We start from the raw sequence: 13,957 nt of genomic DNA on the forward strand, positions 1-13,957 counted from the left end.
CGCTCAGGGCGGGGGCGGCCCGAACATCGCCTCCAGCGACACCATGAAGGCCCGGAAGTCCAGCGGCTTGGTCCAGTAGTCGGCCATGCCGGCGGCCAGCGCGCGCTCGATCTCCTCGGGCATCGCGTTGGCCGACAGCGCGACCACCGGGATCGAGGCCGTCTGCGGCTGCGCACGCAGCTGGCGCATCACCTCGTGGCCGTCGATGTCGGGCAGCTGCATGTCCAGCAGGATCAGGTCCGGGCGCAGTTCGGCGGCCCGGCGCACGCCGCTGGCGCCGTCGTCGGCGATGACCAGCCTCAGGTCGGACCGGCGGGCGACCAGCTCCGAGACGATCAGCGCGTTGACCGGGTTGTCCTCGACGTAGAGCACGGTGCCCGACGATGAACCGGGGGCGGCGGCCGGCAGCGGCCGCGCCGCACGCGGCGGTGTCGGGGGCGGGGTCGGCGAGGCCGTGCCGTCGGCCAGCACCAGCTCGACCACGGTGCCCACGCCCGGCGTGCTGCGCACGGAGATCGAGCCGCCCATGCGCTCGACGAGCGACTTGACGATCACCAGCCCGATGCCGGTGCCGGGGATGCCTTCGCGCTCCAGGCCGAGGCGGTTGAAGGGCTCGAACAGGTGGCGCAGCTGCTGCTCGGTCATGCCGCGGCCGCTGTCGGCCACGCTGACCAGCACCTTGCCGTCGCGGCGGCGCGACTCGATCTCGACCAGCCCGCCGTCGCGGTTGTACTTGATGGCGTTGGTCAGCAGGTTCTGCAGCACCTGGCGCAGGCGCACCGCGTCGGCGAGCACGATGCCGTCGAGCGTGCCGGCGATGACCGTCACGTCGCGCTGGCCGCGCAGCGGCTCGACCAGTTCCAGCGCCTGCAGCGCCAGCCCGCGCAGCGCCACGCGCTCCGAGGCCACGCGCATCTCGCCGCCTTCCAGGCTGGCCAGGTCGAGCACGTCGTCGACCAGCGCCAGCAGCTGCTGGCCGGCGCCGCGCACCGCCTGCAGATGGCGCCGCCAGGAACCGTCGCGGCTGCCGCTGTCGGCCAGCAGCAGCTCGGTGAAGCCGAGCACGGCGTTCAGCGGCGTGCGCAGCTCGTGGCTCATGCGCGACAGGAAACGCGACTTGGCCTGGCTCTCGCGCAGCGCGATCGCGCGCTCCTGGCGCGCCGCCTCGGCGGCGCGGCGGTCGGTGATGTCCCACTCGACGCCGATGCGCCGCCGCGGGCGTCCGTCGGGGCCGGGCAGGACCGTCGAACGCTCGGCGATCCAGCGCACCGTGCCGTCGGGCCAGACGACGCGGAACTCCAGGTCGGGCTCGGAGGCCGGGTTCAGCGGCTCCAGCAGGTGCAGCCGCATCGTGTCGCGGTCGGCCTCGTGCACGAAGCCCAGGCGCTCGGCGATCGTCGGCGGCGTGCTGCGCGGCGGCCGCCCGCGCAGCCGCCACATCTGCTCGTCCCAGATCGCGCTGCCGTCGCGCACGTCGAGCTCCCAGGTGCCGACGCCGGCGCCGCGCGCAGCCAGCATCGCGCGTTCGCTGGCCTGGTGCAGCGCGGCCTCGGCGCGGCGGCGCTCGGTGACGTCGAGCACGATGCCGAACATCGCATCGCCGCCGGGGCCGTCGAAGCCGGCGCGAACGCTCAGCTCGCGCACCTCGCCGTCGGCGCGCACGATGCGGAACACCGTGCCGCTCTGGCGCATGCCGTTCTCGCGCCACTCGTCGAAGCGGCGGCCCACACGCTGACGGTCGTCGGGGTGCACGAAACGCTGCAGCCACTCGTTCCAGCTCGGCACCGGCTCGTGGACCTGCAGGCCGTGCATCGTGCGCAGCTGCTCGTTCCAGTGGCCGCCGGCCAGCGGCTCGACGCTCCAGTAGCCGATGCCGGCGGCACGGGTGACGAGCTCGAAGCGCCGGCCGAGTTCGGCCGCGCGGCGCGACTCGTCGACGCGCTCGGTGACGTCCATCGCGACGCCGATGAAGGCCACCGGCCGGCCCTGGTCGTCGCGCTCGACGGCGCGGCGCACCAGCAGGCTGCGCCAGTTCTCGCTGCCGGGACGGCGGTAGCGCAGCTCGGTGTCCACCGGCTCGTCGCTGGCCAGGCAGGCCTGGCGCTGGGCGTCCAGCCGCAGCAGGTCCTGCGGATGCACGAGCTCGCGCACCTGGCCTGCCGGCAGGCCGCGCGGCTCCAGCGGCAGCCCCAGGATCTGGGCCGCACGCGGGTTGTAGTGCACGCGGTCGTCGTGCAGGTCGTGGCGCCACAGCGCGATGCCGGTCATGTCGGCGGCCATCGCGATCTGCGACATCGTCGAGTCGTGCGAGTGGGCCAGCGACCAGGCCAGCGTGTCGTCGACGAGGAAGCCGACGGCGCGCCAGGCCCGGCCCTGCTCGTCGGGCAGCACGACGCACTCGCACAGCATCGAGCGCACCTGGCCGGCCGGCGTGCGCACGTGGTAGCGGTAGCGGTGGCGGCCGGGCTGCTGCAGCGTCTGGCGGATCGTGCCGACGAAGCCTTCGCGGTCGGCGGCGACGATCGCACGCTCGGCCTCCTCCGGCGACGGCGCTTCGCCTTCGCCGTCGAGGCCGCGCATCGCGAAGACGCGCCGGTCCCAGTGGCCGCGGCCGGTCTGCAGGTCGCGGTCCCAGCGCCCCAGGCGGCCGACCGAGGCGGCGACGTCCAGCAGCGCGTGCAGCTCGACGAGCTCGGCCTCGCGGGCGTGTTCGGCGTCGCGCGAGGCCAGCGCCAGCAGCGTCGTGCCGTCGTCCAGGCGGCTGGGCGTCAGCGCCAGCCAGCGCGGGCCCGCCGCGGCCTGGCGGCGCAGCTCGACCGGCTGCAGCCCGCGGCAGCAGCGTGCCAGCGCGTCGGCGCCGTCGTCGTCCAGTCCCAGCAGCTGCGCTGCCGGCATGCCGGCGGTGAAGGCTTCGATGCCGAGCAGCGCCCGGGCGGCGGCATTCAGGCGCTCGACGCTGCCGTCCGCCGCCAGCGCGCCCACGGCGGCCGGCAGCGCCTCGAACCAGTCGCGGCGTTCGGCTGCGGGTGCCGCGGGCGAGGAGCGGGTCGTCGTGGCGCGGCGCGGCATGCGAAAGAGTTGGCGGGGCAGTTCTGACGTCGAAGTTGCAAGTATGACGCCCGCCGTACGCCTTTGCCGCCAGCGCCGGCACGCGTGGCGGCGGCGCGACCCGCCGCGCTCACATCGGCTTGAAGCGCCAGGCATAGGCCTGGCTCACGGCCAGGCGTTCGGGGTGGTCGCGCAGGTGCAGCGTGATGCGGCCGAGGTCGTCGCGGTGGGCGCGTGCGATCGCGCTGGCGCGCACGATGCAGCCGCGGTGCACCTGCCAGAAGGTCTCGTCGTCCAGGCCTTCGGCGATCTCCTTGAGCGCCTTGCGCACGTGGGCCTCGTCGCGGGCGGTGACGACGCGCGTGTACTTCTCGTCGCTCTGGAAGAACAGCACCTCGTCGATGCCGAACATCTTGATCGTGTCGCCGACGCTGGCGCTGATCCAGCGCAGCCGCGTCGCCGCGTCGCGCTGCGCGAACTGCGCGCCCAGGCGCTGCAGCAGCGTGTCGAGCTCGGGGGCCTGGGCGCGTGCGGCCAGGCGCTCGCGCAGCCGCGCCACGGTCTGCGCCAGGCGCTCGGCGACCACCGGCTTGAGCAGGTAGTCCACCGCGCCGGCGTCGAAGGCCTCGATCGCGTGGTTGTCGTAGGCGGTCGTGAACACGGTGTGGCAGCGGCCGCTGGCCGCGCGCGCCACGTCCAGCCCGCTGAGCCCCGGCATGCGGATGTCCAGGAAGGCGATGTCGGGGCGGTGCTGCTCGATCGCCTCGACCGCGGCCGGGCCGTGTTCGCATTCGGCGACGATGCGCAGCTCGGGCCAGACGGCGGCCAGCATGCGGCGCAGCTCGGCGCGCGGCAGGTCCTCGTCGTCGGCGAGCAGGGCGGTGGGTTCGCTCATCGTGCGTCCTTCAGGATTCTTCCAGCGGCACCGTGATCGTCGCCGAGACGCCGCCGCCGGGGCGCGCCTTCAGCGTCAGCGCGGCGCGCTCGCCGTACAGCTGCGCCAGGCGCTCGCGGATGTTGGCCAGCCCCAGCCCGGTGCCGGCCGTCGAGGCGCCGAAGCCGGCGCCGTCGTCCTCGACGACCAGCGCCAGCCGGCCGTCGTCGGTGCGTTCGGCGCGCAGGTCCACGCGCACCGGGCCGATCTTCGGTTCGACGCCGTGCTTGACGGCATTCTCGGCCAGCGAGATCAGCATCAGCGGCGGGAAGCGGTGGCGCAGCAGCGCCTCGTCGGCCTGCACCGACCAGGCCAGCCGCGGCATGCGCGCGGCCATCAGCCCGAGGTAGGCACGCACGATCTCGAACTGGCCGCCGACGGTGGCCTGGGCCGAGCCGTCGCTGCGCAGCCGCGGAATCGAGGCGCGCAGGTACTCGACCAGGCGGTCGATCATCTCCGCCGCACGCGCCGGGTCGGTGGCGATGGCGCTGCGCACGCCGGCCAGCGTGTTGAAGACGAAGTGCGGCTCGACCTGCGCCGCCAGCACCGACAGCCGCAGCTCGGCCTCGCGCCGCTGCGCCTGGGCCTCGGCCAGCGCACGTTCGCGTGCCAGCGCGGCCAGGCCCTCGCGTTCGCGGCGCCAGCCGCGCAGCCCCAGGCCGCCGGCGAGCAGGAAGATGATCGTGCCGCGCACCACGTAGTCCAGCGTCGAGCGCACCGGGTCCTGCTGCTCCTCCTGCGCCTGCTGTTCTTTCACCGGGTCGTCCGGCGTGCGGATCGTCATGCCGATCATCATCACGATGCGGCGGCGCTTGCCGTGTTCGTCGACGTCGCCGGTGTGCTCGGCGACGTACTGCTTCAGCGGCTCGGCGGCGTAGGCCTGGAACAGCAGCAGCGTGGCGACGACGGCGGCGATCGCCGCGACCAGGCCCCACCACTCGCGGCGCTCGTCCCAGCCGCGGCGGCGCACCCACAGCCCCAGCAGCGGGCCGGCCGCGGCGGCGGCGAGCATCACCAGCACCAGTTCGGCCAGCCCCAGCCAGGGCCGGTTGGCCGGGTTGTCGGTCGAGAAGACGCCGATGAACATCGGCGACAGCGACAGCAGCAGCACCACGCCGATGTGCAGCCAGCGCTGGCGCACCCAGTTCGGGCTGAACACCGGCCAGCGGCGGTAGCGCGTGAACCAGCCGTGGTGCAGGCCGGTCAGTTCGGCGGGCAGCGGCTGGTCCAGTGTCGGCACGGTCGGGGTCATGGTCCGAGAGCGTAGCGGCAGCCGTCGCCTGCGGGCGGCGCCGCGACGAACACCGCCGCGGCGGGGACGAAGCCGCTCCATCGGCGGTCGTGCCGGCCGCGCCCGCCGCGCGCCTCAGCGGCGCTGGATGCGCCCGGCCAGCGCCTGCCACACCGGCGTCAGCCGCCCGGGCAGGTCGGGCAGGGCGCCGAGGTCGACGCGGCTCTCGTCGGGCGAATGGAAGTCGCTGCCGCGCGAGGCGAGCAGCTCGAACTCGAGCGCGGTGTCGGCGTACTGCAGCTGCTCGGCCGTGGTGTGGCTGCCGGTGACGACCTCGACGGCATGCCCGCCATGGGCGACGAACTCGCTGAACAGCGCGTACTCGGCCGTCGGCGAGAAGCGGTAGCGCGCCGGATGCGCGATGACCGCGACGCCGCCGGCGCCGGTGATCCAGCGCACCGCATCGCCCAGCCCGGCCCAGTGATGCGGCACGTGGCCGGGTTTGCCGGCGGCCAGGTAGTGGCGGAAGACCTCGTGCGTCTCGGCGAAGTAGCCGGCCTCGACCAGCCAGCGCGCGAAGTGGGTGCGCGAGATCAGATCGGGGTTGCCGACGTAGCGCAGCGCGCCTTCGAAGGCGCCGCGGATGCCGACCGCGGCCAGCGCCTGACCCATGCGTTCGGCGCGCTCGCGGCGCCCGGCGCGGATCGAGTGCAGCCCGGCGACGAGCGCCTCGTCGGCGGGGTCGACGCCGAGGCCGACGATGTGCACCGACTCGCCGGCGAAGGTCACCGAGATCTCGCAGCCGGCGAGGAAGTCCAGGCCGAGATCCAGCGCCGCTTCGCGGGCGCGGGCGACGCCGCCCAGCTCGTCGTGGTCGGTCAGCGCCCAGAGCTCGACGCCGCGGGCATGCGCACGCTCGGCGAGCGTGGCCGGGTCCAGCGTGCCGTCGGAGACGTCGGAATGCGAGTGGAGGTCGGCGTTGATCAGGTGCACCGCCGGGGATTCTAGGAAGCGGCCGCGGTGTTCAGCGCGCCAGGGTCATCGTGCGCCCGCAGCGTGCCGCCAGCGATTCGTCGTGGGTGACGACGACGAAGGCCGTGCCCTGCTCGCGCGACAGGCCCAGCATCAGGTCGAAGACGGCGCCGGCGGTGCCGCGGTCGAGGTTGCCGGTGGGTTCGTCGGCGAGCACGCAGGCGGGCCGCGTGACGAGCGCGCGGGCGATCGCGACACGCTGGCGTTCGCCGCCGGACAGCTGCGCCGGGTGGTGCGCCACCCGCGCGGCCAGGCCGACGGCGGCCAGCATGCGCTGCGCCGCGTCGCGCGCGGCTTCGGGGCTCTCGCGCCGGATGCGCAGCGGCATCGCCACGTTGTCCAGCGCGCTGAACTCGGGCAGCAGGTGGTGGAACTGGTAGACGAAGCCCAGGTGCCGGTTGCGCCAGCGGCCCTGTTCGGCGGCGTCCATCGTCGCGAAGTCGCGGCCCATCAGCGTCACGCGGCCGGACGTCGGCCGCTCCAGGCCGCCGAGCAGGTGCAGCAGCGTGCTCTTGCCCGAGCCCGAGGCGCCGACGATGGCCAGCGTGTCGCCGCGGCTGACCTGCAGGCTGACGCCGCGCAGCACCGTGACGTCGAGATCACCTTCGTGGAAACGTTTGTGCAGCTCGACGGCCTCGAGCACGCGGTCGGGATCGTGTTCACTCATAACGCAGCGCCTCGGCCGGGTTCACGCGGCTGGCGCGCCAGCTCGGGTACAGCGTGGCGACGAAGGCCAGCAGCAGCGAGACGACGGCGATCGGCACGATGTCGGCCATCATCGGCTCGCTGGGCATGCGGCTGATGACGTAGATGCTGCCGGGCAGGAAGGCCACGCCCAGCAGGCGTTCGAGTGCCGGCACGATGACGTCGATGTTGAAGGCCACCAGCAGGCCCAGCGCGACGCCGCCGAAGGTGCCGATGATGCCGGCCGTCGCACCCTGGACGATGAAGATGCCCATGATCGAGCGCGGGCTGGCGCCCAGCGTGCGCAGGATGGCGATGTCGGCGCGTTTGTCGGTCACCGTCATCACCAGCGTCGACACGAGGTTGAAGGCGGCGACGGCGACGATCAGCGTCAGGATGATGGCCATCATGCGCTTCTCGACCTGCACCGCGTCGAACCAGTTGCGGTTGGTCTGCGTCCAGTCGCGCACGACGACCGACGGGCCCAGCGCCTGGGCGAGCTCGTCGCCGACGCGGCGTGCCTGGTGCACGTCGGCCAGCTTGAGCTGCACGCCGGTCGGGCCGCCGGTCTGGAACAGGCGCGCGGCGTCGTCCAGCGCGATCAGCACCAGGCCGCTGTCGTACTCGTAGTGCCCGGCCTCGAAGGTGCCGCTGACGGTGAACTGCTTGAGCCGCGGCACGACGCCGGCCGGCGTGAACTGGCCGCCCGGCGCGGCGATCGTGATCGTGTCGCCGACGCGCACGCCCAGCAGCCGCGCGAGTTCGGCGCCGATCACCGCATGCCACTGGCCGGGCTGCAGCGCCGCCAGCTCGCGGTCGCGCAGGCGCTGCGCCAGCTCGGTGATCTCGGCTTCGGCCGCCGGCTCGATGCCGCGCACGACGGCGCCGCGCAGCACGTCGCCGCGGCCGACCAGGGTCTGCGCGGCGACGAAGGGGGCCGCGCCGACGACCTCGGGCCTGGCCCGCGCCGCGGCCGCGGTGGCCTGCCAGTCGGGCAGGGCGCCGCCGCCGGCCTCGTGGATCTCGACGGCCGAGATCACGCTCAGCATGCGGTCGCGCACTTCCTTCTGGAAGCCGTTCATCACGCTGAGCACGATGATCAGCGCGGCCACGCCGAGCGTGATGCCGAGCACCGAGATCGCGGAGATGAACGAGATGAAGCCGTTGCGCCGGCCGGCGCGTCCGGCGCGCGTGTAGCGCCAGCCGACGTGCCACTCGTAAGGCAGGTTCATGGGGCGGCGATGCTAACCCGGCGGCCGCGTCTCCCTCGGGCGGCGCCGGATAATGCGCGCCGTGCACCTGATCGTTCCCTTCGCGGCGCCGCTGTCGGACGCCGGACGCGCCGCGCTGCGCAGCCTGGAGCTGCCGCGGCTGCGTGAACTGCTCGCCCGCCTGCCGGCGCGCGTGCACGACGACGGCGTCGAGACCAGCTTCAGCCCGCCGCACGAGCGTGCGCTGGCGCTCGCGCTCGGTTTCGCCGGCGGCGACGGCCAGCTGCCCTGGGCCGCCTGGCATGCCGCCCAGGACGGCGCCACCGACCTCGGCGACCTCGCCTGGGGCGAACTGACGCCGGCGCACTGGCACCTGGGCACCGAGCAGATCAGCTTCCTGGACCCGGCCGGGCTGGCGCTGGACGAGGCCGCGTCGCGCGCCTTCTTCGAGGCCGTGGCTCCGCTGTTCACCAGCGAGGGCTGCCTGCTGCGCTGGGGCGCGCCGCTGCGCTGGTATCTGGCGCACGAGAGCCTGGCCGAGCTGCGCACCGCGTCACCCGACCGGGTCATCGGCCGCCACGTCGACGCCTGGCTGACCGAGCAGCCCGAGGTGCGCCTCGTGCGCCGGCTGCAGAACGAGGTGCAGATGCTGCTGTACACGCACCCGCTGAACGACGAACGCGAGGCGCGCGGCCTGCCCACCGTCAACTCCTTCTGGCTCAGCGGCTGCGGCTCGGCGCAGCCGGTGCGCGGACGCGTGCCGACGGTCGACACCCGGCTTCGCGGCCCGGCGCTGAACGAAGACTGGGCCGCGTGGTGCCAGGCCTGGCAGACGCTGGACGCCGGCCCGGTCGCCGAACTGCTGGCCGCCCGCGCACGCGGCCAGGCCATCAAGCTGACGCTGTGCGGCGAACGTTCGTCGGTGGCCTGCGAAGCCGGCGGCGCCTGGCAGTCGCTGCGCGCCCGCCTGGCGCGCCCGTCGCCGCACGAGCTTCTGGAGACCCTGTGATCCTGCAATCCCGCGACGTGCCGCCGCGTGCGGCCTTCGCGCTCGAACAGGCCGGTGTGCACCCGCTGCTGGCGCGGCTGCTGGCCGCGCGCGGCGTGCGCGCCGCCGACGAGCTCGACACCCATCCTTCGCGCCTGCTGCGCCCCGACGCGCTGCGCGGCGCCGCCGAGGCCGGCCGGCTGCTGGCCGACACCGTCGCCGGCGGCGGCCGCATCTGCGTCGTCGCCGACTACGACTGCGACGGCGCCACCGCCTGCGCCGTCGCGCTGCGCGGCCTGGCGATGCTCGGCGCGCGCCGCGAACACCTGCACTACGTCGTGCCCGACCGCGCGGTGCACGGTTACGGGCTGACGCCGGCCATCGTCGAGCTGGCGCGCGAGAAGCGCCCGGACCTGCTGGTCACCGTCGACAACGGCATCGCCAGCCTCGAAGGCGTGGCGCACGCGCGTTCGCTCGGCCTCGCGGTGCTGGTCACCGACCACCACCTGCCGGCGATGGACGCCTCGGGCGTCGTGCTGCCTGCCGCCGACGTCATCGTCAACCCGAACCAGCCCGGCTGCGCCTTCGACAGCAAGGCGCTGGCCGGCGTCGGCGTCGTCTTCTACGTGCTGCTGGCCGCGCGCGCCGAGCTGCGTGCGCGCGGGCGCTTCGATGCCGCGACGCAGCCGCGGCTGGAGTCGCTGCTCGACCTGGTGGCGCTGGGCACGGTGGCCGACGTCGTGCGTCTGGACGCCAACAACCGCCGCCTCGTCGGCCTGGGTCTGGCGCGCGTGCGCGCCGGGCGCATGCAGCCGGGCGTCGCGGCCTTGTTCGCCGTCGCGCGCCGGGCGCCCGAGCGTGCCGCGTCCTTCGACTTCGGCTTCGCGCTCGGCCCGCGCATCAACGCCGCCGGGCGCCTGGCCGACATGACGCTGGGCATCGAGTGCCTGCTGAGCGACGACCCGATGCGCGCCGCCGAACTCGCGGCGCAGCTCGACGCCATCAACCGCGAGCGCCGCGAGGTCGAGGCCGGCATGCGCGAAGCCGCCGAAGCGACCGTCGAGCGCTACGGCAGCGCCGACACGCCGCCGGCCGTCGCGCTGTTCGACCCCGGTTTCCACGAAGGCGTGGTCGGCATCGTCGCCGGCCGGCTGAAGGACCGGCTGCACCGGCCGACCTTCGCCTTCGCCTGCGGCGCCGACGGCACGCTCAAGGGCTCCGGGCGCTCGATCCCGGGCTTTCACCTGCGCGACGCGCTGGACCTCGTCGCCAAGCGCCACCCCGGGCTGCTGCTGCGCTTCGGCGGCCACGCGATGGCCGCCGGCTGCACGCTGGCCGCAGGTGGTTTCGAGACCTTCGAGCAGGCGCTGCGCGCCGTCGCCGGCGAATGGCTGGACGCGGCGACGCTGGAGCGCCGGCTGGCCGTCGACGGCCCGCTGGAGCCGCAGTGGTTCGACACGAAGACGGTGGCGCTGCTCGAGTCCCAGGTCTGGGGCCAGGGTTTCGAGGCGCCGGTGTTCTGCGACGAGGTGCAGGTCGTGCAGCAGCGCCTGGTCGGCGAGAAGCACACCAAGCTGCGCCTGCGCCACGGCAGCGTGCTGCGCGACGCGATCTGGTTCGGCCATGCCGAGCCGCTGCCCGAGCGCCTGCGCCTGGCCTACCGGCTGTCGCTGGACGAGTGGAACGGCCAGCAGCGCGTGCAGATGGTGGTCGAGGCGGCGGCCTGAGACCCCGGCGGCACAAGGTTGCCGCCATCCGCGGCAGTATCCGGGCCATGAAACGCCTCGCCCTGTTCGCCGTCGTCGCCGCGTTCGTGGCGCCCGTGTCCGCCGCCGAGGCGCTGCGCCCGGTGGTCGTCGCGCGTGGGCTGGACCATCCCTGGGCGCTGGCCTTCCTGCCCGACGGCCGGGCGCTGGTCACCGAGAAGGTCGGCCGGCTGCGCCTGCTGCGCGGCGACGGCACGCTGTCGCCGCCGCTGGCCGGGTTGCCGGCGGTCGACGTGCGCGGCCAGTGCGGGCTGCTCGACGTCGCCGTCGACCCCGAGTTCGAACGCAACGGGCTGGTGTTCTGGACCTACGCCGCGCTGCAGGGCGAAGGCAACGCGACGGCGCTGGCGCGCGGCCGGCTGGTCGGCGAACGGCTGACCGAGGTGCGCACGATCTTCGTCCAGCAGCCGGGCGTCTCCAGCCGCGCCCACTGCGGCTCGCGCATCGTCTTCCTGCGCGACGGCACGCTGGCCGTGGGCCTGGGCGACCGCTTCTCGCGCCGCGACGACGCCCAGCTGCCGGGCAACCACCTCGGCAAGTTCGTGCGCCTGGACCGCGAGGGCCGCGCGCCGGCCGACAACCCGCGCCGCGCCGGCTGGGCGCCCGAGGTCTGGAGCCTGGGCCACCGCAACGTGCAGGGCGCGGCGCTGCACCCGGCCAGCGGCGAGCTGTGGGCCAGCGAACACGGCCCGCAGGGCGGCGACGAGGTCAACGTCGTCGAGGGCGGGCGCAACTACGGCTGGCCGCTGCTGACCTACGGCCGCAACTACGGCACCGGCACGCGCATCGGCGACGAAGGGCCGCGGCCCGGTTTCGAGCAGCCGCTGAAGGTCTGGGTGCCGTCGATCGCGCCCAGCGGCATTGCTTTCGTGACCTCCGATCGTTACCCGGGCTGGCGTGGCAGCCTGATGCTGGGCGCGCTGCGCGGCGAAGCCCTGGTGCGGCTGACGCTGGACGGCCGCCGCGTCGTCGACGAGCAGCGTCTGCCGATGGGCCAGCGCATCCGCGACCTGCGCCAGGGCCCCGACGGCTGGCTCTACGTGCTGACCGACGGCCGCGACGGCGAACTCTGGCGCCTGGAGCGCTGACGCAGCAGGGGATTGCGCCCTGAAGCGTGCCGCGAACAATGGCTTCCTTCTTCGGAAGGAGGCGACGATGCCGGCAACGCTGCGCGACATGCCCGACGAAGGGCTGGAACTGGTCAAGAGCTTCGAGGGCATCCCCGACGGCGACCCGAGCACGGTCAACGTCGACGCCTATCTCGACCCGGTCGGCATCTGGACCATCGGCTGGGGCCATGCGATCGCCGACCACGCCGGCCGCTGGCTGCGCGGGCCGGCCGCGCGCGAGCAGGCGCGTGCCGCCTACCCGGGCGGCATCACGCGCGCCCAGGCCGAGACGCTGCTGCGCGCCGACCTGCTCGACGCCTGCCGCGACGTGCAGCGGCTGGTGACGGTGCCGCTGTCGGACGCGCAGTTCGGCGCGCTGGTCAGCTTCGTCTTCAACCTCGGCGCCGGCAGCCTGCTGAAGTCGACACTGCTGAAGAAGCTCAACGCCGGCGACGCCGCCGGGGCCGCCGATCAGTTCCTGGTCTGGGACAAGGCGCGTGTCGACGGCGTGCTCCAGCCGCTGCCGGGGCTGACGCGGCGGCGCCGCGCCGAGCGGGCGCTGTTCCTGGGCGAGAACTGGCGTGCCGCCGGCGGGGTGCGCACGGTGCGCGGCGCCGTCGTGCTGCCGCTGGCCGAGCGTTCGATTGCACGCCGTGTCGAGCGCGAGCAGGAGGCCGCCAACACCGCGCCGCGCCGACGCGCGGCACGCGGCGCGGTGCTGGCCACGCAGGACCCGCTGGGCCTGCAGCTGCCGGCCAAACCGCGGCGCGCCACCGCCAAGCGGGCGAAAAAACGCTCCGAGCCGACGCCCGCCTGAACCGGGCCGGGCGCGTCAGGCGACGCGCCCGAACCACCACAGCGACAGCGCCGAGGCCGCCAGCGCGAGCAGCGCGCCCAGCCCGGCCAACAGCGCCGTGATCTCGGTCTCCTTGCGCTCGACGACCATGCGCGAGCCCAGGCGCTGGTAGACCTTCTTCAGATCCTCGGCGGTGCCGGCGTAGAAGTACTCGCCGGTCGTCATCTGCGCGATCTGGCGCAGCGTGTCCTCGTCCAGGCGCACGCGCATCGACCAGCCCTCGAAGCCGATGATCTCGCCCTGCGTCGTGCCGACGCCCACCGTGTAGACGCGGATGCCGCGGTCGGCGGCCATCTTCGCGGCGTCGATCGGGTCTGGGCCGGTCGTGCGCTGGCCGTCGGTCAGCAGGATCATCGCCGCCGAACCGTAGGAGCCCGGCGGCACCGGCGTGAACTCGGTCTTCTTCTCCGGATCGCCGAGCATGCGCGGCATCGTGCGCTGGCCGGTGATCTGCTGGATGTCGATGCCGGCGTCGGGGAAGATCGTCGCCAGCGACAGCACGATGCCGCTGCCGATCGCGGTGCCGCGCTGGAGCTGGAAACGCTCGATCGCGGCGAAGACGTCGTCGCGGCTGGTCGTCGGCGCCTGCACGACGGCGGCGGTGCCGGCGAAGGACACGACGCCGACGCGCACCTCGCGCGGCAGCGACTCGACGAAGGCGCGCGCCGCCTCCTGCGCGGCGACCAGCCGGTTGGGCTTGACGTCCTCGGCGCGCATGCTGCCCGAGACGTCCATCGCCAGGATGATCGTGCGTTCGGCCATCGGCAGCGTCAGCGTCGCTGTCGGCCGCGCCAGCGCCAGCAGCAGCACCGCCAGCGCCAGTGCCAGCAGCGCCGGCGGCACGTGGCGGCGCCAGCCCGGGCCTTTGCCCAGCGCCTGCTTGACGATCGCGACACTCGCCAGGCGCACCGTCGCGCGGCGGCGCCGGCGCAGGATCCACAGGTACAGCAGCACCAGCACCGGCAGCAGGGCCAGCGCCGGCAGCATCTGCGGCCACAGAAAACTCATTGGGGCACCCTCCGGCCTGCGGCCGATCCCGCCAAGCGGGAATGAGCCCCGGACAAGTCCTGAGGGCTCACTGGGGCACCCTTCGGCCTG

Annotated in this window: 11 protein-coding genes; 4 read left to right on the top strand and 7 right to left on the bottom strand. The window is 74.0% G+C overall.

The features are described from left to right. Positions 1-3: 3 nt before the first annotated feature. The 6 genes from LOC65_RS10545 to LOC65_RS10570 form a co-directional block, all read right to left on the bottom strand. Positions 4-3,069 (bottom strand): PAS domain-containing protein, encoded by a 3,066-nt coding sequence (locus tag LOC65_RS10545; protein ID WP_164963768.1) that lies wholly within the window; start codon positions 3,067-3,069, stop codon positions 4-6. 109 nt (positions 3,070-3,178) lie between these two features. Continuing rightward, complete coding sequence (locus LOC65_RS10550) at positions 3,179-3,943, bottom strand: LytTR family DNA-binding domain-containing protein (protein WP_164963769.1); 765 nt, start codon at positions 3,941-3,943, stop codon at positions 3,179-3,181. A gap of 10 nt (positions 3,944-3,953) precedes the next feature. Further along, on the bottom strand, positions 3,954-5,234 hold the full coding sequence (locus LOC65_RS10555; RefSeq protein ID WP_164963770.1) for a sensor histidine kinase: 1,281 nt from the start codon (positions 5,232-5,234) through the stop codon (positions 3,954-3,956). 114 nt (positions 5,235-5,348) lie between these two features. Beyond that, positions 5,349-6,206: a 3',5'-nucleoside bisphosphate phosphatase gene (locus LOC65_RS10560; protein ID WP_230247460.1), complete on the bottom strand. Its 858-nt coding sequence runs from the start codon at positions 6,204-6,206 to the stop codon at positions 5,349-5,351. A 31-nt stretch (positions 6,207-6,237) separates the two neighbouring features. Then, on the bottom strand, positions 6,238-6,912 hold the full coding sequence (locus tag LOC65_RS10565) for an ABC transporter ATP-binding protein (RefSeq protein ID WP_009855555.1): 675 nt from the start codon (positions 6,910-6,912) through the stop codon (positions 6,238-6,240). Continuing rightward, positions 6,905-8,161, bottom strand: a complete 1,257-nt coding sequence (locus LOC65_RS10570; protein WP_230247461.1) for a lipoprotein-releasing ABC transporter permease subunit — start codon at positions 8,159-8,161, stop codon at positions 6,905-6,907. Before LOC65_RS10570 ends, LOC65_RS10565 begins: the two co-directional genes overlap by 8 nt. A 52-nt stretch (positions 8,162-8,213) precedes the next feature. Here LOC65_RS10570 and LOC65_RS10575 point away from each other — a divergent pair, with 52 nt between their 5' ends. The 4 genes from LOC65_RS10575 to LOC65_RS10590 all read left to right on the top strand — a co-directional run bounded on the left by LOC65_RS10575 (position 8,214) and on the right by LOC65_RS10590 (position 12,820). After that, positions 8,214-9,149 carry a hypothetical protein gene (locus LOC65_RS10575; protein ID WP_230247462.1) on the top strand — a complete coding sequence of 312 codons (936 nt, stop codon included), beginning with the start codon at positions 8,214-8,216 and terminating at the stop codon, positions 9,147-9,149. Continuing rightward, positions 9,146-10,855: a single-stranded-DNA-specific exonuclease RecJ gene (gene recJ / locus LOC65_RS10580; RefSeq protein ID WP_230247463.1), complete on the top strand. Its 1,710-nt coding sequence runs from the start codon at positions 9,146-9,148 to the stop codon at positions 10,853-10,855. Before LOC65_RS10575 ends, recJ begins: the two co-directional genes overlap by 4 nt. A gap of 47 nt (positions 10,856-10,902) precedes the next feature. Continuing rightward, complete coding sequence (locus LOC65_RS10585) at positions 10,903-11,982, top strand: PQQ-dependent sugar dehydrogenase (protein ID WP_230247464.1); 1,080 nt, start codon at positions 10,903-10,905, stop codon at positions 11,980-11,982. Positions 11,983-12,049: 67 nt separating this feature from the next. After that, a complete protein-coding gene (locus LOC65_RS10590) occupies positions 12,050-12,820 on the top strand; it encodes a lysozyme (protein ID WP_009855560.1) in 771 nt (256 codons plus the stop codon). A gap of 15 nt (positions 12,821-12,835) precedes the next feature. Here the strand turns inward: LOC65_RS10590 and LOC65_RS10595 are convergent, their stop codons facing one another. Next, entirely contained in the window at positions 12,836-13,867 is a 1,032-nt protein-coding gene (locus LOC65_RS10595; RefSeq protein WP_230247465.1) for a VWA domain-containing protein, read from the bottom strand. Positions 13,868-13,957 lie beyond the last annotated feature (90 nt).

The organism is Rubrivivax sp. JA1055 (assembly GCF_020966565.1).
Lineage (GTDB): Bacteria > Pseudomonadota > Gammaproteobacteria > Burkholderiales > Burkholderiaceae_C > Rubrivivax > Rubrivivax benzoatilyticus.